The organism is Alphaproteobacteria bacterium (assembly GCA_020638555.1).
Taxonomy (GTDB): domain Bacteria; phylum Pseudomonadota; class Alphaproteobacteria; order Bin95; family Bin95; genus JACKII01.
Genome location: JACKII010000007.1, coordinates 145,746 through 168,844, shown reverse-complemented (window position 1 = coordinate 168,844; position 23,099 = coordinate 145,746). Strand labels below are relative to the sequence as shown.

The following is a 23,099-nucleotide window of genomic DNA, read 5'->3' as shown; positions in this document are numbered from 1 at the left end:
TGCGGTGCCGGGCCGCCATTGTCCAGCGCAGAGCGGCTACCGCTTTAGCGCAACGCGGCGTTGATCTGGTCCAGCGCCGCGCTGCCGGGGCAGAGATCGGCCTCACCCAGGCGGTTGAGCGGCGTCGGCACCGTCTTCAGGTTCGCGTGCACGTCGCGCGGCAGCGGGTCGAGATAGAGCAGGCCCGTGGCCAGTTCGCCCGCCTGGTTCTTTTCCTCGATGAAGGCCAGCGCGCCGGCCTTGTCGGACGGGTCGTAATCCGGCGTGATCTTGCGCAGGCGCAGCGTGGCGCCACCGGCCTGCGGCACCTCCACCACCTCGCCCGGCTCATACTCCGCCGTCAGCGGCGGCGCGCCCAGGATGACGTCGAGCCGGTTGACGGTCTCGTTGTGCTCGCGCACGAAGTCATAGCTCTTGGTCGAGCCGGCATGGTTGTTGAAGGCCACGCAGGGGCTGACCACGTCCAGGATCGCCGCGCCCGGATGGCTGACCGCCGCCTTGATCAGCGGCACCAACTGGCTCTTGTCGCCGGAGAAGGAACGGGCGACGAAGCTGGCGCCCATGATGATGGCGAGCGAGGCGAGATCGATGCCGCTGTCATTGTTGACCGCGCCCTTCTTCGCCACCGAGCCCTTGTCGGCGGTGGCGGAGAACTGGCCCTTGGTCAGGCCGTAGACGCCGTTGTTCATGACGATATAGGTCATGTTGACGCCGCGGCGCATGACATGCGCGAACTGGCCGAGCCCGATGGAGGCGCTGTCGCCGTCGCCGGAAACGCCCATATAGATCAGGTCGCGATTCGCCAGATTGGCGCCGGTCAGCACGCTGGGCATGCGGCCGTGCACGGTGTTGAAGCCGTGGCTGTTGCCGAGGAAATAGGTCGGCGCCTTCGACGAGCAGCCGATGCCCGACAGCTTGGCAACCCGATGCGGCTCGATCGAGAGTTCGAAACACGCCTGGACGATGGCGGCGCTGATCGAGTCGTGGCCGCAGCCGGCGCAGAGGGTCGAGATCGCGCCCTCATAGTCGCGGCGGGTGTAGCCGACCTCGTTCTTCGGCAGCGCCGGGTGGTGCAGCTTCGGCTTGGCGATATAGGTCATGACACAGCCCTTTCGAACGAAACGACCTTGAATTCTTCCACGTGCTCGCCGATGGCGTCGGCGATGAAACGGCCGGTGATCGGCGTGCCGTCATAATGGCAGACCGGCACCAGACGGGCCGGGTCCAGGCCCAGCTCGTTCACCAGCATGCCGCGCATCTGCGCGTCGCGGTTCTGCTCCACCACGAACACCGAGTCGTGCTCCAGGATGAAGTTCAGCACGCTCTCCGGGAAGGGAAAGGCGCGCAGGCGCAGGGCGTTGACGTGGTTGCCGGCCTCGGTCAGCAGGTCCAGCGCCTCGTCCATGGCCGGGCTGGTGGAGCCGAAATACAGCACGCCATACTTGGTCGGCCGGTCCGCGTCGCGGCGGATCGGTTGCGGCACCAGCGACTTGGCGGTCTCCCACTTCTTCAGCAGGCGCTCCATGTTGTCGACATAGACCGTCCCCTCTTCGGAGTAGCGGGCATAGCGGTCCTTGGTGGTGCCGCGGGTGAAATAGGCGCCGCGGGTCGCGTGCGTCCCCGGATAGGTGCGGTACGGAATGCCGTCGCCGTCCACGTCCAGATAGCGGCCGAAATCCTTGCCGGCTTCCAGTTCCTCCGCCGTCATGACCTTGCCGCGGTCATAGCGGCGGCTGTCATCCCATTGCAGCGGCTGACAGAGGCGCTGGTTCATGCCGATGTCGAGGTCGGTCATGACGAACACCGGCGTCTGCAACCGGTCGGCCAGGTCCAGCGCGTCCGCGGCGAAGTCGAAGCATTCCTTCGGGTCTTCGGGGAACAGCAGCGGATGCCGCGTGTCGCCGTTCGAGGCATAGGCGCAGGACAACAGGTCGGCCTGCTGCGTGCGGGTCGGCATGCCGGTGGACGGGCCGCCGCGCTGCACGTTGATCAGCACCGCCGGCACCTCGGCGAAATAGGCGAGGCCGATGAACTCGGTCATCAGGCTGATGCCCGGGCCGGAGGTGGAGGTGAAGGCGCGGGCGCCGTTCCAGCCGGCGCCGATCACCATGCCGATTGAGGCCAGTTCGTCCTCCGCCTGGACGACGGCGAACTTGCCCTCGCCCGTCTCCTTGTCGCGGCGATAGCGCTGGCAGAAGGACTGGAACGCCTCGGCGAGCGAGGAGGACGGCGTGATCGGATACCAGGCGCAGACCGTGGCACCGCCATAGACGCAGCCCAGCGCCGCGGCGGCGTTGCCTTCCATGAAAATGCGCTCGCCGACCTTGTCGGCCGCGCGCACCTTCAGCTTGCAGAGCGCAGGGTCGAGATTCTCGGTCGCCCAGTCGCGGCCCAGTTGCAGCGCCTTCTTGTTGGCGCCGATCAGGGCTTCCTTGCCCTTGTACTGCTCGCCGAACAGCTTCTCGATCACCGCCGGGTCGATATCCAGCAGGATCGACAGCGCGCCGATATAGATGATGTTCTTGAACAACTGGCGCTGGCGCGCGTCGGTGTAGGTGGCGTTGCAGATCGCGGTCAGCGGCACGCCAATCACGTTCACGTCGTCCCGGAACATGCTTTTCGGCATCGGCCGGGTCGAGTCGTAGAACAGATAGCCGCCGGGCGCCAGTTCGGCCACGTCCTGCTTCCAGGTCTGCGGGTTCATGGCCACCAGCAGGTCGACGCCGCCGCGCCGGCCCAGATAGCCCTTCTCGCTCACCCGCACCTCGTACCAGGTGGGCAGGCCCTGGATGTTCGAGGGGAAGATGTTGCGCGGGCTGACCGGCACGCCCATGCGCAGGATGGAGCGCGCGAACAGTTCGTTGGCGCTGGCGGAGCCGGAGCCGTTGACGTTCGCGAACTTGACGACGAACTCGTTGATCGAAGCGATGGATGCGGTCATCACAGCCCCCGGCAGGCATTGCCTGCGTGAGTCATTTCCATGAAATACTTGCGCATGTCCCAGGCGCCGGTCGGGCAGCGCTCGGCACACAGGCCGCAGTGCAGGCACACGTCCTCGTCCTTCACCATGACCCGCTCGGTCGGCAGCATGTCCGAAACATAGAGCGCCTGCTCGCCGTTCAGCGCCGGCGCGGTCAGCCGCTGGCGCAGATCCGCCTCCTCGCCGTTCGGCGTGAAGGTGATGCAGTCCATCGGGCAGATGTCGACGCAGGCGTCGCACTCGATGCACAGATTGGTGGTGAACACCGTGTGCACGTCGCAGTTCAGGCAGCGCTGCGCCTCTTTCCAGGCCAGTTCCAGGTCGAAGCCCAGTTCCACCTCGGCATTGATGTCGGCCAGCGCCTTCACCTTGTCGAGATGGGGCACCTTGAAGCGCGGGTCGATGGCGATGTCGTTGTCATAGCTCCACTCGTGAATGCCCATTTTCTGGCTCACGATATCCTGGAGCGGTGCCGGACGGTCGTTGATGTCCTCGCCTTCCAGCATTTTGTGGATGCTGATGGCGGCATCGTGGCCGTGCGCGGCGGCCCAGATGATGTTTTCCGGGCCGAACGCGGCGTCGCCGCCGAAAAACACCTGGGGATGGCTGGAGCGGAAGGTGACCCGGTCCACCTGGGGCATGTCCCAGCGCTCGTCCCATTCCAGGCCGATATCGCGCTCGATCCAGGGGAAGGCGTTTTCCTGGCCGATGGCGCACAGCACGTCGTCGCAGGCATGGAACTCGTCCGGCTCGCCGGTCGGCACCAGCCGGCGGCGGCCGTTGTCGTCGTAGCGGGCTTCCACCTTCTCGAAGGTCATGCCGACCAGCTTGCCGCCTTCCAGATTGAAGGCTTTCGGCACCAGCATGTTCAGGATCGGAATGTCCTCGTGCATGGCGTCGTCCTTCTCCCACGGAGACGCCTTCATCTCGTCGAAGCCGGAGCGCACGATGACCTTCACGTCCTCGCCGCCCAGGCGGCGGGCGGTGCGGCAGCAGTCCATGGCGGTGTTGCCGCCGCCCAGCACGATCACCCGCTTGCCGACCTTGTCCGTATGGCCGAAGGCGACCGAGGCCAGCCATTCGATGCCGATATGGAAGTTCGGGGTCGCTTCCTCGCGGCCCGGAATGTCCAGGTCGCGACCGCGCGGCGCGCCGGTGCCGACGAACACCGCGTCCCAGCCCTCGGCCAGCACGGCCTTCAGGCTGTCGATGCGCTTGTGCACGAAATTGACATTGCCAATGTCGCGGATATAGCCGACTTCCTCGTCGATCACCTCGACCGGCAGGCGGAAATGCGGGATCTGCGACCGCATCATGCCGCCCATTTGCGGGTCCTGATCGAACAGGGTCACCTCATAGCCGAGCACCGCCAGGTCGCGGGCCACGGTCAGCGAGGCCGGGCCGGCGCCGAGGCAGGCGACCTTGCGGCCGTTGCTGGTCGCCGGCGCCTTGGGCATGCGGTCGCGGACGTCGTCCTTGTAGTCCGCTGCCACGCGTTTCAGGCGGCAGATGGCCACCGGTTCCTTGCGGCTGCCGGACAGGTCCTCGTCCTCGACCCGGCCGCGACGGCAGGCGGGCTCGCACGGCCGGTCGCAGGTGCGGCCGAGAATGCCGGGGAAGACGTTGGACTTCCAGTTCATCATATAGGCGTCGGAAAACCGCCCATGCGCGATCAGCCGGATATACTCCGGAACCGGCGTATGCGCGGGACAGGCCCACTGGCAATCGACGACTTTGTGGAAGTAGTTGGGGTCAGAGATATCCGTGGCCTTCAAGGCCATTCCTCCTGGGCGGCTGGCGGTGGCGCTGCCTCGCAGCGTTCCTTTTGGGCGGGGACCTAAACGGCTTCAGCCCGCTGGCGTCAAGAAAGTTGTGGCGCCGAGGTGTTTCCTGCTGCCTGCAAAACCGGCAAGCGGCAGGGCTATACACCAAGTACGCCCCCGATGCCCCGCGATCATCCGCCTCATGGCGAGACCGGTTGGCGAAGGACCCTCGCTTCCGCCATCATATGCGGCACTTTCGTCGAATATCAAGGAAACCCCGGCCATGCCCGACACCCATGCGGCGGCGGCACTCGACCGCGAGAGCGCGGTTGGCGACTTCGATGTCATCGTCATCGGCGCCGGCATGTCCGGCCTCTATCTGATCCATCGGCTGCGCCAGTTGGGCGTGCGCTTCCGCGTCTTCGACAATGGCAGCGACGTCGGCGGCACCTGGTACTGGAACCGCTATCCGGGCGCCCGCTTCGATTCCGAAAGCTGGTCCTACGGCTTTGCCTTTTCGGAAGAGGTACTACAGGAGTGGAACTGGCGCGAGCATTTTTCCGCCCAGCCCGACACGCTCGCCTATATGGAATACGTGGCCGACAAGTTCGACTTCCGCCGCGACATCCAGTTCGACAGCGAGTTGACCGCCGCGCTCTGGGACGAGGAAGCCCGGCTCTGGCGCCTGGCCTTCGACGTGAACGGCACGCGGCAGGAATACAGCACCCGCCTGTTCGTGCCGGCGCTGGGGCCGCTCTCCGCCCATGTCATGCCGGTGATCGAAGGACGCGACACATTCGAGGGCCGGGCCTTCCACACCGCCCGCTGGCCGAAAGAGCCCATCGACTTTTCCGACAAGCGCGTCGGCATTATCGGGACGGGCGCGACGGCGATCCAGGCGATCACCGAAATCGCCAAGACGGTCAAGCACCTGACCGTGTTCCAGCGCAACCCGAACTGGGCCGCGCCGCTGCACAACCGCGAGATCACCGCGGACGAGCAAAAGGACATCAAGGCCCGATTCGACGAAATCTATGCCCGCTGCCGCGAGACGGTCAGTTGCTTCATCCACAACCCGGACCCGCGCAAGGCGCTGGAAACCCCGCCGGAGGAGCGGGAGGCGTTCTGGGAGAAGCTCTATTCGGAGCCGGGCTTCGGCATCTGGATGGGCAATTTCAGCGACATCCTGGTGAACGAAGAAGCGAACAAGCTCATGACCGCGTTCGCCGCCAAGAAAATCCGCCAGCGGGTGAAGGACCCGAAAATCGCCGACCTGCTGACGCCGAAGAATCACGGCTTCGGCACCCGCCGCCTGCCGCTGGAGAGCGGCTATTACGAGGTCTACAACCAGGACAATGTGCAACTGGTCGATCTCAACGCCACGCCGATCGAGCGCATCACGCCGAAGGGCGTGCAATGCTCGGACCGGGAGTATGAATTCGACCTGCTGATCTTTGCCACCGGCTTCGACGGCGTCACCGGCCCCTATGACCGCATCGACATCCGCACCTCCACCGGCCGGGTGCTGCGCGAGGACTGGGCCGAGGGGCTGCCGCGCACCTATCTGGGCGTGCAGGCCGAAGGCTATCCCAACATGCTTATGGTGCTGGGCCCGCACACCGCGCGCGGCAACATTCCGCGCAACAGCGAACAGATCATCGACTTCGTCATCCCCTTGATCCGGCACGTGTTCGCGCACGACATCACCCGCATCGAACCCCGCGCCGACCACGTCACCGAATGGGGCGAGCATGTGGAGCGCGCCGCGGCACCGCTGCTCGCCAGCCAGGTGAAAAGCTGGCAGACCGGCGTCAACCGCAACGTGCCGGGCCGCGACGTGCTGCGGGTGCTGGGCTATAACGGCAGCGCCGTCAAATACCGCAAGCGCACCGAACGCGAAGTGGCGGAGGGCTTCCCCGGCTTCCTCGCGGACTGAGCCCGCTGCGGGCGCTGTTCCCGGCGCTCCCAAAACCCGCGCAAGCTGCTTGCTATGGTTGTGGCTACGGCGTTAGGGTTTTGACCGGAGATGCTCCAAAGTCCCGTCCCGTCCCGGCATGAACGGCGATGGCGGGAGCGGGCTGGGAGGCGCTCGGGAACGGAAATCCGGCGACCGTCGCCGATGGCGGTCGGCCAAGATGGGAGACCGGACCATGTCCGATGGCTATGATCCGTGGAATGGCGGGTTGAACCGCCAACTGGGGAATGGCGGTCTGAACCGCCGGCTGGGAAATGGCGGGTTGAACCGCCGGGAATTTCTGGCCGCAGGCGCCGCCGCCGGCGCCATGGCAGCCGGCCTCCCCGGCGTCGCCCGAGCCGAGACGCCGAAGCGCGGCGGCATCATGCGTTACGCCTCCACGGTCGACGGCAATGGCCTGGACCCGCACCGCAACCTGATCTTCTACGTCTCCAATCCGCTGGCGCCCACCACCCAGGGTTTGCTCGACCTGGACCAGAAGATGGAGATCGTCCCCGGCATCGCCGAGGAATGGGAGATCTCGAAAGACCTCAAAACCTACACCTTCCGATTGCGCAAGGGCGTCGAATACCACAATGGCGCCGACGTCGACGCGGCCTCGGTGAAATGGAATTACGAGCGCATTCTCGACCCGAAGATCGGCTACGCCTTTACCCGCGCCAGCCTGCTGGAAATCGAGAGCATGGAGGCGGACGGCAAGCACCTGCTGCACATCCACCTGAAAAAGCCCAGCGCGGTGTTCGCCGCCAACGTGGTCTACTATCCCTGCTGCCTGATCGCGCCCAACAGCGTCGACCAGGCCGACACCAACCCGATGGGCTGCGGCCCGTTCAAGTTCAAGTCGTGGAAGCGCTATGCCAAGACCGAAATGGTGCGCTTCGAGAACTATTTCGAGACCGGCTTCGACGGCAAGCCCCTGCCCTATCTCGATGGCCTCGAAGTGTACCCGAAGCGGGAGGACAAGGTTCGGCTGACGGCGCTGCGCACCGGCGAGGTCGACATGACCCAGAGCATGTCATTCTTCGACGTGAACGATTTCGAACGCGAATACGGCGACCGCTTCACCATCTGGAACCTGGCCCAGGGCGGTACGGCCCACCTGAATCTCAACGCCAAGGCGGGGCCGTTCGCCATGAATGCCCCGGACGGCAAGCTGCTGCGCCAGGCCGTCGCCCACGCCATCGACAAGCAGGCGATCCACGAGGCTGTCTACAATGGCTTCAGCGAGCCGTTGAAGCAGTTCTATGCCTCGACCTCGTCCTGGTACAATGACGAGGTGCCGAACGAGTTGGAATACGACCCGGAGAAGTCGCGCTTCATCCTGCGCAAGCTGAACATGCAGAACCTGCCCATCGCCGTGGTGGCGCGCGACACCTACCAGTACATGCGCAACGGCGCCGAGATCGTCCACGCCATGTTGCTGGACGCCGGCTTCGGCGCCACCAACGAGGTGTTCGACAACCCGGTGCTGCGCGAGAAATACAAGAAGAACGACTGGGGCATCGATTCCACCGGCAGCAGCTTCCGCTTCGAGCCGGACGGCTGGTTCTCGCGCTGGATCCACAGCGAAGGGGCGGAGGGCAAGCTGCGCTCGGGCTTCAAGAGCGAGCGGGCGGACAAGCTGATCGAGGAAGCCCGCGTGACCCTGGACCAGGGCAAGCGCAAGGAGATCTATCGGGAGGTCGACGGCATCGTCAACGACGAGGCGGCGCTGATCTACGCCCATGCCATCCCCGTCACCAGCGCCGCGGCCAAGAAGGTCAGGGGCTACGAGCCGGCGATTGCCGGCCCGCCGAGCTGGTCCGGCGGCGGGGTGCGAACCGCCTATCTCCAGGAATAGAGGCGGTGCCCGGATCGACGCGACCGCGGACCGTCGCAAGCGGGTTGCCAGCCTGTCGCAGAGCGGGTTAGGCTCCCAGTCAGGCAACGGCTGGGAGGCAGTTGCCGAGCCTGCACATCAAAACAAGAAACCGCAGGTCCGCAGTTGAGTTGAAAGGAAACACCGCACGAAAGATCGCCGCTCATGGCGCTCTGGCAAAGATGGGAGACCCAGACATGTCCGATTCCCGCAACAACTGGAAAGGCGGGTTGAACCGCCGAGAATTCATGGCGGCAACCGCCGCGGCCGGTGCAATGGCCGCGGGCATGCCGGGGATCGCCAGGGCAGACATGCCAAAGCGCGGCGGCGTCCTGCGGTATGCGACCCGCGTCGACGGCCGTGGCCTCGATCCGCAACGCAACATCATCTATTACGTCTCCAACCCGCTGGCGCCGACCACCCAGGGCCTGCTCGACATCAACCAGAAAATGGAGATCGTCCCCGGCATCGCCGAGGAATGGGACATTTCCAAGGATCTGAAGAAATACAGCTTCCGGCTGCGCAAGGGCGTCGAATACCACAACGGCGCCGACGTCGATGCCGCCTCGGTGAAATGGAATTACGAGCGCATCCTGGACCCGAAGATCGGCTATGCGTTCACCCGCGCCAGCCTGCTGGACATCGAGAAGATGGAGGTGGACGGCAAGCATATGCTCCACATCTATCTGAAACACCCGAGCGCGGTGTTCGCCGCCAATGTCATCTATTATCCGTGCAACCTGATCGCGCCGAACAGCGCCGACCAGGCCGACACGCACCCGATCGGCTGCGGCCCGTTCAAGTTCAAGTCGTGGAAGCGCTACGCCAAGACCGAACTGGTGCGCTTCGAGAACTATTTCGAGACCGGCGCCGACGGCAAGCCCCTGCCCTATCTCGACGGCATCGACGGCTTCCCGAAGAAAGAGGACAAGGTCCGGCTGACGGCGTTGCGCTCCGGCGAAGTCGACATGATCGAGAACATGTCCTATTTCGACGTGACCGACTTCAAGAAAGACTATGCCGACGAATTCAACACCTGGGACGTGGCCCAGGTCGGCATGGCGCACCTGAACCTCAACGCCAAGTCCGGCCCGTTCGCCATGGATGCGCCGGACGGCAAGATGCTGCGCCAGGCCGTCGCTCATGCCATCGACAAGCAGGCGATCCACGAAGCGGTGTTCAACGGCCTGAGCGAGCCGGTGAAGCAGTTCTATTCCTCCGCGTCCGCCTGGCATGACCCGGACGTGCCGAACGAGCAGGAATACGACCCGGAGAAGTCGCGCTTCATCCTGCGCAAGCTGAACATGCAGAACCTGCCGATCGCCGTGGTGGCGCGCGACACCTACCAGTACATGCGCAATGGCGGCGAGATCGTGCACGCCATGCTGCTGGACGCCGGCTTCGCCGCCACCAACGAGGTGTTCGACAACCCGGTGCTGCGCGAGAAGTACAAGAAGAACGACTGGGGCATCGATTCCACCGCCACCAGCTTCCGCTTCGAGCCTGACGGCTGGTTCTCGCGCTGGATCCACAGCCAGGGCTCCGAAGGCAAGCTGCGCGTCGGCTTCAAGAGCGAGCGGGCCGACAAGCTGATCGAGGAAGCCCGCCTCACCCTCGACATGAACAAGCGCAAGGAACTCTATCGCGAGGTCGACGGCATCGTGAACGACGAGGCCGCGCTGATCTACAGCCATGCGGTGCCGCTGACTGCCGCCGCGGCGAAAAAGGTCAAGGGCTATGCGCCGGCGATTGCCGGCCCGCCGAGCTGGTCCGGCGGCGGCCTGCGCACGACCTATCTCAACGAGTCGTGAGTCGGAACGGCGTCCGTCCGGGACCGCGAGCCCGGTCGGACGCCGTGTCCACACCGGTGGGGCACCTCGCCATTGACCTTCTGCAATCTTACCCTTTGCGAGTCGTGGGCCGATGCTGATCTATACCATTAACCGGTTACTGCAACTGATCCCCATCGTCTTTATCCTGTCGGTGGTGGTGTTCCTGTTCGTGCAGATGTTGCCGGGCGACATCATCGACGCGCTGCACGATATGGAGGCGGCAGACGACCCGGCGGTTCGCGCCGCGCTGGAAAAAGAGCTGGGCTTGGACCAGCCGATCCCGGTCCAGTATCTCTACTGGCTGGGGGATATCCTCCAGGGCGATTTCGGCACGTCCATGGTCACCCGCCGCCCGGTCGCGACCGAATTGCTGGAGCGCATTCCCGCCACGATCTATCTGGCGGCCGTGGGCATCGGCCTCTCGCTGATCATCGCCATCCCGTTCGGCACGCTGGCGGCGGTGCGAAGAAACAGCCTGACGGACTACAGCGCACAGGTCACATCGCTGATCGGCATTTCCATCCCCGAATTCTGGTTCGCGATCCTCACCATCCTGGTGTTCTCGCTGCATCTCGACCTGTTGCCGTCGTCGGGCTATGTCGGGCCGGGGGAGAATTTCGGGCTCAGCATCTATTATCTGATCCTGCCGGCAGTGGCGATCGGCTTCCGCCAGGCGGCCTATACCACCCGCCTGACCCGCTCCAGCATGCTGGACGAGGTCAACAAGGACTATGTGGTCACCCACCGTTCGCTGGGCCTGTCGGAACGGCGGGTGATCTACAAATACACCCTGCGCAACGCGCTCATCCCCACCGTGACCATCAGCGGCCTGCAATTCGCCAACCTGCTGGGCGGCACCGTCGTCCTGGAGACGATCTTCGCCTGGCCGGGCATCGGGCTCGCCATCTATCAGGCGATCCAGTTGCGGGATTATCCGATGATCCAGGCCGGCGTGCTGATCCTGGGTTGCAAGGTGGTCCTCATCAATCTGCTGGTCGATCTCATGTACCGCTTCCTCAACCCCCGCGTCGGCATCGGCGGCTAGAGCAGGAGACACAACAGCCATGACCGACACGCGTATGCCTGGCGGCGAGATCACGGCTCGGGAACGCTTCGACCTGGTCGACAGCAACGAAACCCCCTGGCGCATCCGGGCGCGCCGCACCCGCAACACCTTTGCCAACGCCTGGTCCGAACTCCGCAAAAGCCGCACCGCCACCATCGGCGCCGTCATGATCGCCTGCCTGCTGGTGGTGGTGGTCTTCGCGCAATCGCTGGCGACACACGACCCGATCAAGTCGAACTATCGCGAGCGCGTCGCGCCGATCAGCGCCGAGCACATCATGGGCACGGACAAGTTCGGGCGCGACATCTACAGCCGGGTCATCATCGGCGGCCAGCGCACCATCCTGATCAGCGTCGCCGCGGTGGTGTTCGGCCTGGCCATCGGTATCCCGATCGGCATCTGCTCCGGCTTCTATGGCGGCAGGGTCGACAGCATCGTCATGCGCATCGTCGACGGGTTCCTGGCCTTTCCGGGCTTGCTCTTATACCTGCTGATCGTCACCGTCGCGCGCGAATGGAAGCTCTACGGCTTCTGGAACGACCTGATCCTGGTGCTGGCGCTGGGGCTGGCCTTCTGGCCGGAGGTCGCCCGGCTCTCGCGCAGCACCGCGCTGGTGGAGGCGAAGAAGGAGTATGTGGAGGCCGCTCGCGTCATGGGCGAGCGCAGCTTTCTCATCGCCATGACCCAGATCCTGCCCAACTGCATCTCGCCGCTGATCGTCAACGCCACGGTGCGGCTCGGCTATATGATCCTGATCATCGCGGCGCTCAGCTATCTGGGCCTCGGCACCGCACCGCCGACGCCGGACTGGGGCTCGGACCTGCGCGCGGCCCAGGACCATATGGAAACCCACCCGATGATCGCCGTGTTCCCGGGCCTGGCCATCTGCTTCAGCGTGCTGGCCTTCAACCTGTTCGGCGACGGACTGCGCGACATTCTCGACCCCCGCCTGTCCGAGCGGTAGGGGGGAGAGTGACCGCACACAAACCAAGGGCGGAGCCACTGGCTCCGCCCTTTATGGTTGCAAGCGGGTTGCGATCATCGGGCGTTGCCACCAATCTCTTTCCGGATAGGAGCCGCTGTTTCCCGGCCGAGCCGGAGGCGAGCGCCGGGACCGGCCGCGACATGCGAACACTGCGGTCGCCAGTGTTCGCAGGATGACACCGGCCCCGGATCGGCGCTCCGCACCATCCGGGGTACAGGGGACCACCCCCAGCAACGGCCCCGATCATGGACCACTCGCCAACCGCCTTCGGCATGACGAACGATGATTGCGAGCCGCGCGCCGCCCGACTCACACATTGTGGCAGGCGACGAAATGATCCGGGGCCAGCTCACGCAAGGGCGGCGGGTCGGTGTCGCAGTTCGGCGTGGCGATGGGGCAGCGCTTGCAGAGACGGCAGCCGGGCGGCGGGTCGATCGGCGTCGCGATCTCGCCCTGCAAGGTCAGCTTCGGCGCCGGTTTGCTCGGGTCGGCCTCCGGCACCGCGGCCATCAACGCCTGGGTGTAGGGATGTTGCGGCCGCGAGAAAATCTCGTTGACCGGCCCGGTCTCGACGATCTTGCCCACATACATCACCGCCACCCGGTCGCTGATATGACGGACCACGCTCAGATCGTGGGCGATGAACAGATAGGTGAGCCGGAATTTCTCCTGCAATTCCCGGAACAGGTTCAGGATCTGCGCCTGCACCGAGACATCCAGGGCCGAGACCGGCTCGTCGCCGATCACCAGTTCCGGGTCGACCGCCAGGGCGCGGGCGATGGCGATGCGCTGGCGCTGGCCGCCGGAGAATTCGTGCGGGTAGCGGTCGGCATGCTCGCTGCCGAGGCCGACCAGGTTCAGCAATTCCAGCACCCGCTGGCGCTTGCTGCGCCAGTCCTTGGCCAGACCGTGGATTTCCAGCGGCCGCGCCAGGATCTGCATCACCGTCTTGCGCGGGTTCAGCGAGGAATACGGGTCCTGAAAGACCAGTTGCACTTCCTTGCGCATGCCCTGCATGCGGGCATGGTCGAAGGTCAGCAGATCCTCGCCCTTCAGCCGGATCTGGCCGGCCGTCGGCTCGATCAGCCGGGTGATGAGCCGGCCGGTGGTGGACTTGCCGCAGCCGCTCTCGCCGACCAGGCCCAGGGTCTCGCCCGCCTTCACCTGGAAGCTGATATCGTCGACGGCCTTCAGGGTCTTGGTCTTGCCGGCCAGGCGCGAGACCATGTCGCCGTTCAGGGTGAAATACTTGGTGAGGTTCTCGACCTCCAGCAATGCAGCGCTCACGGGCGGAGGCTCCTTCTCGTCAGTCGGGCTCGTCAGTCGGGGGGTCGGGGCTCAGACGGCGGCCATGTCGTTCAGGTGGCAGGCGGCCCAATGGCCCGGCGCAACCTCGCGGAATTCCGGGTTGACCCGCCGGCAGATGTCCATGGCGTGCTCGCAACGCGGGTTGAATTTGCAGCCGGCGGGCGGGTCCATCATGTTGCACACCGACCCCTTGATCGGCGTCAGGTATTTGGTGGTCTCGTCCATGCGCGGGATCGAGTTCAGCAGGCCCACCGTGTAGGGGTGCATCGGGTTCTCGAAAATCTCGCGCTTGTCGGCCAGTTCCACCAGGTGCGAGGCGTACATCACGCCGACGCGGTCGCAGGAATGGGCGACCACGCCCAGATTGTGGGTGATGAACAGCAACGACATGTGGAACCGCTCGATCATCGAGCTGATCAGTTCCAGAATGGTCGCCTGGATGGTCACATCCAGCGCCGTGGTCGGCTCGTCGGCGATCAGAAAGGTCGGGTCGCAGGACAGCGCCATGGCCAGCATGACCCGCTGGCGCATGCCGCCGGAAAACTCGTGCACGTAATTGTCGACGCGGCCCGCGGCGGACGGAATGCCGACCAGGTCGAGCAATTCGATGGTGCGCTCCCGCGCCTCTGCCTTGGACATACCCAGATTGGTGCGCAGCACGTCGCCGATCTGGGAGCCGACCGTGTAGACCGGGTTCAGGGCGCTCATGGGTTCCTGGAACACCATGGCCATTTTCCGGCCGCGAATGCTGCGGATCTGCTCGCCGGTCAGGTCGTAGACATCCTGGCCGTCGACCCGCACGCGGCTGGCGGTCACCTCGCCCGGCGGCGTCGGGATCAGGCGCATAATGGCCCTGGCCGTCACCGACTTGCCGGAGCCGCTCTCGCCCACAAGGCCGAAGGTTTCCCCCTTGTCGATGTTGAAGGAAATGCCGTCGACCGCTGTCAGAATCCCGCGCTTCAGATGAAAGCGCACGACCAGATCTTCCACCGACAATACCGGTTCCGACATCAAGCATTCCCTTCATTCACTACGATTATGTTTATGCGCCATTCTGACCCATTCGCAGGGCGGAGGTCCACCCCGAACGTCACCTGCGTTCGATGGCGGGTCCGGCCTGCCGAAACCGTCTGGAAAGACACGAAAAAACCCCGCGCCGGCCAGGCCAGCGCGGGGTTCGCGAACGGGATCGGGTGGGCGGGAGGCCGCTACTCGGCCGCCCGGTTCGCGGCGGCGCTCTCCCCGCGTTCCAGGCGGAAGCCCTCATAGCCGTGGGCCGCCACCTCGTCGCATTTCACGCGATAGGCGCCGACGCCGCCGATATAAGGCAGAAACACCCGCGGCTTGCCGGGAATGTTGGCGCCCATATACCAGCTCGCCGCCTTGGGATAGAGCGTCTTGTAGGCGGCCGCGTTCACATGCTCGACCCAGGCGTCTTCGGCGGCCGTATCGGCCTCCATCGCCTCGGCGCCCCGGTCCTGCAGATAGCCGAGGGCGTCGCTCACCCAGTCCACGTGCTGTTCGATCGAGATCATCATGTTGGACAGCACCGAGGGGCTGCCCGGCCCGGTGATCATGAACATGTTCGGGAAGCCCGCGGTCATCAGGCCCAGATAGGTGCGGGGCCCGGCCTCCCATTTCTCGGCCAGCGGCTGGCCGCCGCGGCCCTTGATGTCGATCTTCAGCAGCGTGCCGGTCATGGCATCGAAGCCGGTGGCGAAGACAAGGGCGTCGAATTCGAGTTCCTCGTCGCCGGCGCGCACGCCCTTCGCCGTGATCTCGTGGATCGGATGGGCGTTGATGTCGACCAGCCGGACATTGTCGCGGTTGTAGGTCTCGAAATAGAAGCTGTCGGCGCAGATACGCTTGGTGCCGATGGGATAGTCCTTGGCGACCAGCAATTCCGCCGTCTCGGGGTCCTTGACGATTTCACGGATCTTGGTGCGCACGAATTCCGCGGCGTGCTCGTTCGAATTGGCGTTGGTGGCCAGGTCGTTGAACGCGGTCATGAAGCGGGTGCCGCCTCGGGCCCAGCGCTCTTCCAGAATGCGCTGGCGCTCGTCGTCCGACACGTCGGCGGCGGAGACGGCCGAGCGCTCGTAGAAATTGCCGACGGCGGTGTGGCGCATGATTTCGCGCCGCTCGGCGTAATTGTCCTTCCACTCCCGCTCATAGTCCGCCGACATCGGCGTGGTGCGGGCCGGAATCGAGTAGTTCGGCGTGCGCTGGAACACGGTGAGATGCTTCGCCTGCTCCGCGATCACCGGGATCGCCTGGATCGCCGAGGAGCCGGTGCCGATCACGCCGACGCGCTTGCCCGTGAAATCGACGCCCTCGTGCGGCCACTGGCCGGTGTGGTAGGTCGGACCCTGGAAGCTGTCGACGCCCTTGATGTCCGGCGCGCGCGGCGCGGACAGGCAGCCGGTCGCCATGACGCAGAACCGGGCGGACAGCGTCTCGCCGGTGCTGAGCGTCACATTCCAGCGCCGCTTCGCCTCGTCATAGCTGGCGGCCTCGACCGCCGTGTCGAACTCGATGTGCGGCCGCAGGTCATAGCGGTCGGCGACGTGATTGGCGTATTTCAGGATTTCCGGCTGCGGCGCAAAGGTCTCGCTCCAGTGCCACTCCTGCTCCAGCTTCGGATCCCAGGAATAGGAATACTGCATGCTTTCCACGTCGCAACGCGCGCCCGGATAGCGGTTCCAGTACCAGGTGCCGCCGACGCCGCTGCCGGCCTCGAACACTCGGAAAGACAGCCCCAGTTCCCGCAGCTTCACGATCAGATAGAGGCCGGAAAACCCGGCCCCGACCACGGCCACGTCGACCTCCGACGGCTTGGTGCAGGCGCCGGTTTTGGCCGGCGCGGTTTTGGTTTGTGCTTCGCCCATGCGATGGCAACTCCTGCATTGTCTGAACCTTGGGACGCGTCCCGCCAGGACGCATTAGACGAAAGGCTAACGCATCTCTGCCCCGCGCTCCAGCCCGAAGCGTGCAGCGGGCACAAGAATCGCCGTGCCTTGGCCCGCCCCTCCCAGCACCCGTCTCAGCGCCGGGCGCGCTGCCGCGGCGCCGCCGCACTCAGCGCCAGCACGGCGCGGGCGCACATCAGTTCGGCCGGCATGCCGGTGGTCTTGCAGTCGATCTCGGCCCGCAACAGCCGGTCGAGCGCGGTTTGCAGGCGGGGCGTGGTCCAGCCGCGGGCGGCAGCCACCATGCCCGGCTTGGCGCGGTAGAACACCGGCGGCCGCAGATTGCCCACCGCCGCCTCCGCCTCCATCCCGGCATCGACATGGGCGCGGGCCTCGGCAATGCGGCCGAAATGGCGGACCAGCCCCCGCAGCACCTGCACCGGATTGGTGCCGTCGGCAAACAACCGCTGCACCAGCCGCTGCGCCTCGCCGCTCTGCCCGGTCGCGACCGCCTGGGCGAGCGCATCCAGATTGGACTCGCCGATATCGCCCACCGCCTGTTCCGCATCCTCCAGGCTGACCTGCCCGCCATCGCCCGCATAGAGCGCCAGCTTCTCCAGCGTGTTGCGGCTCGCCTGACGGTCGCTGCCCAATTGCTGGCCGACATAGCGCAGCGCATCCGGTGCGATGCGCACGCCATGGGCCGCCAGCGTCTCGGTTACCAGCTGGGTGAGGCTGGCGCCCTCGTCCGGATAGCAGGCGATGGCGGCGGCGCGCGCGTGGGATTCGGCCAGCTTGCGCAGGCTGGAGCGCGCCTGCAATTCACCGCCTTCCAGCACAATCACCGCGTCCGGCGAGGGATCGTCCAGATAGGCGCTCACTTGCTTGGTCAGGGCATCGGCGGCGCCGCGCACCCGCACCGCCCGCCGGCCGCCGGTCAGCGACATCGAGCGGGCCTCGTCGCCCAGAAGGGCCGGGTCGTCCTGAAGCGCGGACAGCGCCAGATCGGCGACCCGGAACGGGTCCGTCGGGTCGTCCGCCACGGTCCGGACCAGGGTCTGGGCCAGTTCGGCCACCTGGCCGCGGTCGGGACCGAAGATCAGCACCACCGCCGCCTCCGCGGGCGGGGCGGCCACGAACCGGGCGCTGCTGCGGGGGGCGACCTTGACCACGAAACCGCCCGCCCTAGCGCTGGCGGGCGAAATACACCGCGAGCGAGCGCCGAATATCGCGCGCAAGCCGGTCCACCGCCCGTTGCTCCGCCGCATCCTCGGCCACCAGGGTCGCGAAATCGGACGGCAGTTGATCGATGCCGGCGTCGGTGATCAGGGTCCGCCGGAAGACCGGAGTCTTCTCGCCGTCCGGGATCAGCGCAATCGCCGCCACCAGTCGCAGATTGCGCCGGCGCACACTGTCGTCGCGGTCGATGGCGGTGACGGTGCTGCGGTCGTCCAGCTTGATGGCGAGGCGATAGCGGCTCGGCACGCCATCGTTCGCGAACTGGCGGTTCAGTTCGGCCCGCAGGCGATGGCCGACCCGGTCGGGCACGGTGTCCACGGCAACCGTGCGCAACTCGCTGCTGGCCGCGCCGCTCTCGCCGCCGCCATAGACCGGCTGGAAGCCGCAGCCGCCCTGCGCGCCGGCCAGGGCCAGCACGCCGAGCAGCAGGGCGATGCGCCTAAGCCACCACATTGACGATCCGATTCGGCACGACGATCACCTTGCGGGGCGCCTTGCCGTCCAGTTGCCGTTGCACCGCCGCCAGCGCGAGCGCCGCCGTCTCCGCTTCGTCCTTGGCACAATCCCGTTTCAGGTCGATGGTTCCTCGCGTCTTGCCGTTCACCTGCACCGCGACGGTGACGGTGTCGTCGACCACCAGTGCCGGGTCCGCTTCCGGCCAGGGCTGGTCGGCCAGCAGGGTGGAATGGCCGAGTTCGGCCCAGGCTTCCTCGCCCAGATGCGGCGCCATCGGCCCGACGGTCTGGACCAGGGTTTCCAGCGCCTCGCGCATGGCCCAGGCCAGACCGGCCTCGCCGGCCTGCGCGTCCTTCACGTCGGCGATGGTGTTGGCCAGCGTGCGGATCTGCGCCACCGCGGCGTTGAGGTGGAAGCGGTCCAGGTCCTGCGTCACCGCCGCCAGCGCCTTGTGCGCCGCCTTGCGCAGCGCCAGCGCCGCGTCGGACAGTTGGTTCGGCAGCGGTTCGCCAACCGCAACCGGCGGCACCGCCGGCTCGGTCACCAGCCGCCAGACGCGGTTGAGAAAGCGCCAGGCGCCGTCGACGCCGCCCGTGGTCCATTCCAGATCACGATCCGGCGGCGAGTCGCTCATCATGAAGAACCGGGCCGTGTCCGCACCGTAGGCGGCGATGATCGCCTCCGGATCGACCACGTTCTTCTTCGACTTCGACATTTTCTCGGAACGGCCGACGCGGACCGGCTGGCCGCTGGCAACCCGGATCGTGGCGCCGCCCTGGCTTTCCACCTCCTCCGGCAGCAGCCAGGTGCCGTCATTGTCGCGGTAGGTCTCGTGCAGCACCATGCCCTGGTTGAACATGCCGGAGAACGGCTCTTTCAGGTCGGCATAGCCGCAATCGCTCAACGCCCGCATGAAGAAGCGGGAATAGAGCAGGTGCAGCACCGCGTGCTCGGCGCCGCCGATATACTGGTCGACCGGCATCCAGTAGTCGATGGCGGCGCGGCTGAACGGCTCCGCGTCGTTCTGCGGGTCGCAGAAGCGCAGGAAATACCAGCTCGATTCCCAGAAGGTGTCGAACGTGTCGGTCTCGCGCCGGGCCGGCTGGCCGCAGCAGGGGCAGGCGACATTCTTCCAGGTCGGGTGATGGTCCAGCGGGTTGCCCGGCTTGTCGAAGGTGACGTCGTCCGGCAGCGTCACCGGCAGGTCGGCCTTCGGCACCGGCACGATGCCGCAATCGCCGCAATGGATCACCGGCACCGGACAGCCCCAGTAGCGCTGGCGCGAGACGCCCCAGTCGCGCAGGCGGAACACGGTGGTCGGCTCGCCGTCGCCCAGGTCCTGGAGGCGCTCGCCCACCGTCCGCTTGGCGTCGTCGACCTCCAGCCCGTTCAGGAAGTCGGAATTGTAGATCTTGCCGGGGCCGACATAGGCCTCGTCGCCGACCCGGAACGTGGCCGGGTCCTCGCCCGGCGGCAGCACCACCGGCAGCACCGAGAGGTCGTATTTGCGGGCGAAGTCCAGGTCGCGCTGGTCGTGCGCCGGGCAGCCGAAAATCGCGCCGGTGCCATAGTCCATCAGCACGAAATTGGCGATATAGACCGGCAGGCGCAGCCCTTCGACGAAGGGGTGGTCGGCGACCAGGCCGGTGCGGTAGCCCTGTTTCTCCGCCTGCTCGATCGCGGCTTCGGAGGTGCCGAGGGCACGGCATTCCTGGATGAAGGCCGCGGCCTTGGCATCGCGCTCCGCCACTTCGGCCGCCAGCGGATGGTCGGCGGCGACGGCGATGAAGCTGGCGCCATAGAGCGTGTCCGGCCGTGTGGTGAACACCTCGATCCGGTCGGGGCGCGGGCTGGCGTCGGCATTGGCGAGGCGGAAGCGCACATAGGCGCCGTGGCTCTTGCCGATCCAGTTTTCCTGCATCGCCCGCACCCGGTCGGACCAGCGGTGCAGGTTGGCGATCTCGGCCAGCAGGTCGTCGGCGTAATGGGTGATTTTCAGGAACCACTGGCTGAGCTTGCGCCGCTCCACCGGCACGCCCGAGCGCCAGCCCTTGCCGTCCACCACCTGCTCGTTGGCCAGAACGGTGTTTTCCGCCGGGTCCCAGTTCACCCAGCTTTCGCGGCGATAGGCCAGGCCCTTCTCCAGGAAGTCCAGGAACATCGCCTGTTCGTGCTTGTAATAGTCCGGCTCGCAGGTCGAGAGTTCGCGGCTCCAGTCATAGGCAAGGCCCATGGACTGGAGCTGGCGCTTCATGGTCTGGATGTTCTGCCGGGTCCAGACGCCCGGATGGGTCTTGGCCTCGAAGGCGGCGTTTTCCGCCGGCAGGCCAAAGGAATCCCAACCCATCGGGTGCAGCACGTTGAACCCCGCCGCCCGCTTGTAGCGCGCCACCACGTCGCCCAGGGTGAAATTGCGCACATGGCCCATATGGATGCGGCCGGAGGGGTAGGGAAACATCTCCAGCACGTAATATTTGGGACGCGCCGGGTCGGCCTCGGCGCGGAAGGTGCCGGCGTCGTGCCAGCGCTGCTGCCACTTCGCCTCGGTTTCTCTGGGGTTATAGCGTGCCATGTGTGCCTGGTTCGGATGCTGGATTCCTGGATCGGGCGCCTTGCATGGCCCGGATGGGGCGGCGGCGCAAGGGGCGGCACCGCCGCGGCCCCGGTTTGCGCGCCCCGATTCGCCACCCGTGGCATCGCCCCCGAGCGACGAATCGGGTCGGGTCTAGCTCTCGGAGGCGGATTTGACCCGCAATTCGCGGGCACGAGTCAGGATGCTGTCCTCGATCTGGCGCGTGGTGCGCGGGCTGACCTGCGCGGACACCCAGCGCCCGTCGTCCAGGCGCTGGCGGAACACCGAGACGCGCAGCCCGTCCGAGCGCAGTTCGCGATCCAGGATATAGATCTGCATCTTGGTGCGTTCGTTCGGCACGTCCGGGGCGGAATACCAATCGGTGATGATCACGCCCCCGAACGGATCGGCGGACGCCAGCGGCATGAACGACACGGTGTCGAGCGAGGCGCGCCACAGGAACGAATTGACGGCGATGCCGGAGCCGCCGCCGGGCTGATTCCCGGCCTCATCCCCGCCAAGTATGCTGATGCCGCCCTTGCCGAACAGGCCTTCCTGGTCCTTGGCATAGAAGTTGGTCTTGCCGCGGCTGGCGTTCGGATACTCGTACTTGACGTCTTCGGTTCCGGAGCAGCCGGCAAGGCCAACGGCGGCGGCGAGAAGCAATAGTCTGAAATTCATGGCGGCGGTGGTCTCGCTCCGCAGGCTCCCGTCCGTTGAAGGGAACCTGATCAGTCGATGGGCTCTGGCAGGGCCGCCACCGTCCGGGGCGACCGACTCCCGGCAGCCAATAGCACAGGCTGGCGATTGGGAACAGCATTCCTAACTGCTGACCTGCCACTTCGCACTGTTGTTTCCAGCCCACCGCGGGTGCTGGCGACTGTACCCGTTTCTCCCGGTATCGTTCTTCGTGCTGGCATGCTGGCAAAACGTGCCTGTTCGGCAACAAATACGACCACCGGCGCCACCATAGCCAACCATCAATCGGCAGTTTGACAGCGAAAGAACTTCATACCAACGGCGCGGTCGCGCTGGGTGCCGGTCATCAGCATTTCGCCAGCTGCCGATCGAAATCAGGCCGGTGGCTCGTGTAAGGGAGCAAATGGGTCGGCTTTTATCACGCAGGATGCTGACGCTGATACTGCCGGCAAACCCGGAGCGGTATGCGACCGATCTAGATATCCAGACCGATCTGAACGACTTCACCGGCTCGACCACACGATAACGGCCTGACTCACCGCGTTAACGTTCAGCTCGATCCGAAACGTCCGCCGACCAGATCGATGGAAACATATCTGCTACGCGTGGGCGACTTCGGCGAGTTGCTGGTTCGAAAACGGCGCGGCCTATCACCCACCTGGCGGCGTCGTGACAACGACCAGGGTATTACCGAAGACGGCGATGTTGCATACTGGTTCTCGGCACGTCGGCCACCCTGTACCCCGCGCATGGTGACGGTCGATAATGACAGCCAGAAGATCTGATTTCGCTGCCATCGAGGGCTTCTGTGATCGGTCTGCGCGAAGGTCGCCAGGACACCGACGGTCGCACTAAACGAGGCGGTGAACGATCAAATGCTGGAGGCCACCGGCTTCACGAGGGAATTTTTCCGGCGCGATTAATTCGGTGCAGGATTTCGACAACGTGAATGTAGGGCCCAGTCGGCTTCCGCACGCATACAAGGATCCGAAATCGACGCCAACAAAGCCGCGGCTGGCATACACCAGTGGCGAAGACGAGGTTCAGCGCGGCGCTGGGCCTGCGCGTGTCAGCAGTGGCGGCTTCACCGGCACGCTGGGCTGGCAACCACCAGAACGGCCAGCAGCCGCTGTTTACGAACAACAAAACTGGCTATCATCAGGCGCTGATCGTCGAGTTGATTTTGGACGGATCGCGGCTGGCCTTCCAGCGAAGACGGTCCGATGGGCGTCGTTGTGGAGCGTGCGTATGGCTGGACCCAAGGCGGCAACTGGGGGATGACGCCGATCGGGACATCGGGCGCAAAGTTTACTTCTGCTGCTTGGCGCAAATATGCTCGGCCTGGTACAGCGGCGCGGCCGCATTCATAAAGTCAAGAGCGACGATGCAAACTGGCGTTATGAAGACTATGACGGGCTCGCCGTTGGCGGTATCGCACAGTTCTAAGTTCCGATCCC

General features: G+C 65.5%; 15 protein-coding genes. 5 read left to right on the top strand and 10 right to left on the bottom strand.

The window, feature by feature from the left end; genetic code table 11:
* Nucleotides 1-44 precede the first annotated feature (44 nt).
* The 3 genes from H6844_19935 to H6844_19925 are packed head-to-tail and all read right to left on the bottom strand — an operon-like array spanning nucleotide 45 to nucleotide 4,755.
* Nucleotides 45-1,100, bottom strand: coding sequence for a 2-oxoacid:ferredoxin oxidoreductase subunit beta (locus H6844_19935; protein ID MCB9931674.1), 1,056 nt, complete (start codon nucleotides 1,098-1,100; stop codon nucleotides 45-47).
* Entirely contained in the window at nucleotides 1,097-2,941 is a 1,845-nt protein-coding gene (locus tag H6844_19930; GenBank protein MCB9931673.1) for a 2-oxoacid:acceptor oxidoreductase subunit alpha, read from the bottom strand. The genes H6844_19935 and H6844_19930 overlap by 4 nt, the downstream gene beginning before the upstream one ends.
* Entirely contained in the window at nucleotides 2,941-4,755 is a 1,815-nt protein-coding gene (locus tag H6844_19925) for an FAD-dependent oxidoreductase (protein ID MCB9931672.1), read from the bottom strand. Before H6844_19925 ends, H6844_19930 begins: the two co-directional genes overlap by 1 nt.
* A gap of 271 nt (nucleotides 4,756-5,026) precedes the next feature.
* On the opposite strand from H6844_19925, the gene H6844_19920 reads away from it, so the two are divergent.
* The 5 genes from H6844_19920 to H6844_19900 all read left to right on the top strand — a co-directional run bounded on the left by H6844_19920 (nucleotide 5,027) and on the right by H6844_19900 (nucleotide 12,438).
* Nucleotides 5,027-6,679 (top strand): NAD(P)/FAD-dependent oxidoreductase, encoded by a 1,653-nt coding sequence (locus tag H6844_19920; protein MCB9931671.1) that lies wholly within the window; start codon nucleotides 5,027-5,029, stop codon nucleotides 6,677-6,679.
* Nucleotides 6,680-6,893: 214 nt separating this feature from the next.
* Nucleotides 6,894-8,558 (top strand): ABC transporter substrate-binding protein, encoded by a 1,665-nt coding sequence (locus H6844_19915; GenBank protein MCB9931670.1) that lies wholly within the window; start codon nucleotides 6,894-6,896, stop codon nucleotides 8,556-8,558.
* 215 nt (nucleotides 8,559-8,773) lie between these two features.
* On the top strand, nucleotides 8,774-10,387 hold the full coding sequence (locus H6844_19910) for an ABC transporter substrate-binding protein (protein ID MCB9931669.1): 1,614 nt from the start codon (nucleotides 8,774-8,776) through the stop codon (nucleotides 10,385-10,387).
* A gap of 112 nt (nucleotides 10,388-10,499) precedes the next feature.
* Nucleotides 10,500-11,453: an ABC transporter permease gene (locus H6844_19905; GenBank protein MCB9931668.1), complete on the top strand. Its 954-nt coding sequence runs from the start codon at nucleotides 10,500-10,502 to the stop codon at nucleotides 11,451-11,453.
* Nucleotides 11,454-11,472: 19 nt separating this feature from the next.
* Entirely contained in the window at nucleotides 11,473-12,438 is a 966-nt protein-coding gene (locus H6844_19900) for an ABC transporter permease (GenBank protein ID MCB9931667.1), read from the top strand.
* Nucleotides 12,439-12,768: 330 nt separating this feature from the next.
* On the opposite strand, the gene H6844_19895 is transcribed toward H6844_19900, so the two are convergent.
* From H6844_19895 to H6844_19865, 7 genes are all read right to left on the bottom strand, one after another.
* Entirely contained in the window at nucleotides 12,769-13,746 is a 978-nt protein-coding gene (locus H6844_19895; protein MCB9931666.1) for a dipeptide ABC transporter ATP-binding protein, read from the bottom strand.
* Nucleotides 13,747-13,797: 51 nt separating this feature from the next.
* Entirely contained in the window at nucleotides 13,798-14,778 is a 981-nt protein-coding gene (locus tag H6844_19890) for an ABC transporter ATP-binding protein (GenBank protein MCB9931665.1), read from the bottom strand.
* Nucleotides 14,779-14,975: 197 nt separating this feature from the next.
* Nucleotides 14,976-16,655 (bottom strand): NAD(P)/FAD-dependent oxidoreductase, encoded by a 1,680-nt coding sequence (locus H6844_19885; protein ID MCB9931664.1) that lies wholly within the window; start codon nucleotides 16,653-16,655, stop codon nucleotides 14,976-14,978.
* 155 nt (nucleotides 16,656-16,810) lie between these two features.
* Nucleotides 16,811-17,944 (bottom strand): DNA polymerase III subunit delta, encoded by a 1,134-nt coding sequence (locus tag H6844_19880; GenBank protein ID MCB9931663.1) that lies wholly within the window; start codon nucleotides 17,942-17,944, stop codon nucleotides 16,811-16,813.
* On the bottom strand, nucleotides 17,862-18,368 hold the full coding sequence (locus H6844_19875) for a hypothetical protein (protein ID MCB9931662.1): 507 nt from the start codon (nucleotides 18,366-18,368) through the stop codon (nucleotides 17,862-17,864). The genes H6844_19880 and H6844_19875 overlap by 83 nt, the downstream gene beginning before the upstream one ends.
* Complete coding sequence (locus tag H6844_19870; GenBank protein MCB9931661.1) at nucleotides 18,355-20,943, bottom strand: leucine--tRNA ligase; 2,589 nt, start codon at nucleotides 20,941-20,943, stop codon at nucleotides 18,355-18,357. The genes H6844_19875 and H6844_19870 overlap by 14 nt, the downstream gene beginning before the upstream one ends.
* Nucleotides 20,944-21,096: 153 nt before the next feature.
* Nucleotides 21,097-21,624, bottom strand: coding sequence for a DUF3576 domain-containing protein (locus H6844_19865; protein MCB9931660.1), 528 nt, complete (start codon nucleotides 21,622-21,624; stop codon nucleotides 21,097-21,099).
* Nucleotides 21,625-23,099: the final 1,475 nt, after the last annotated feature.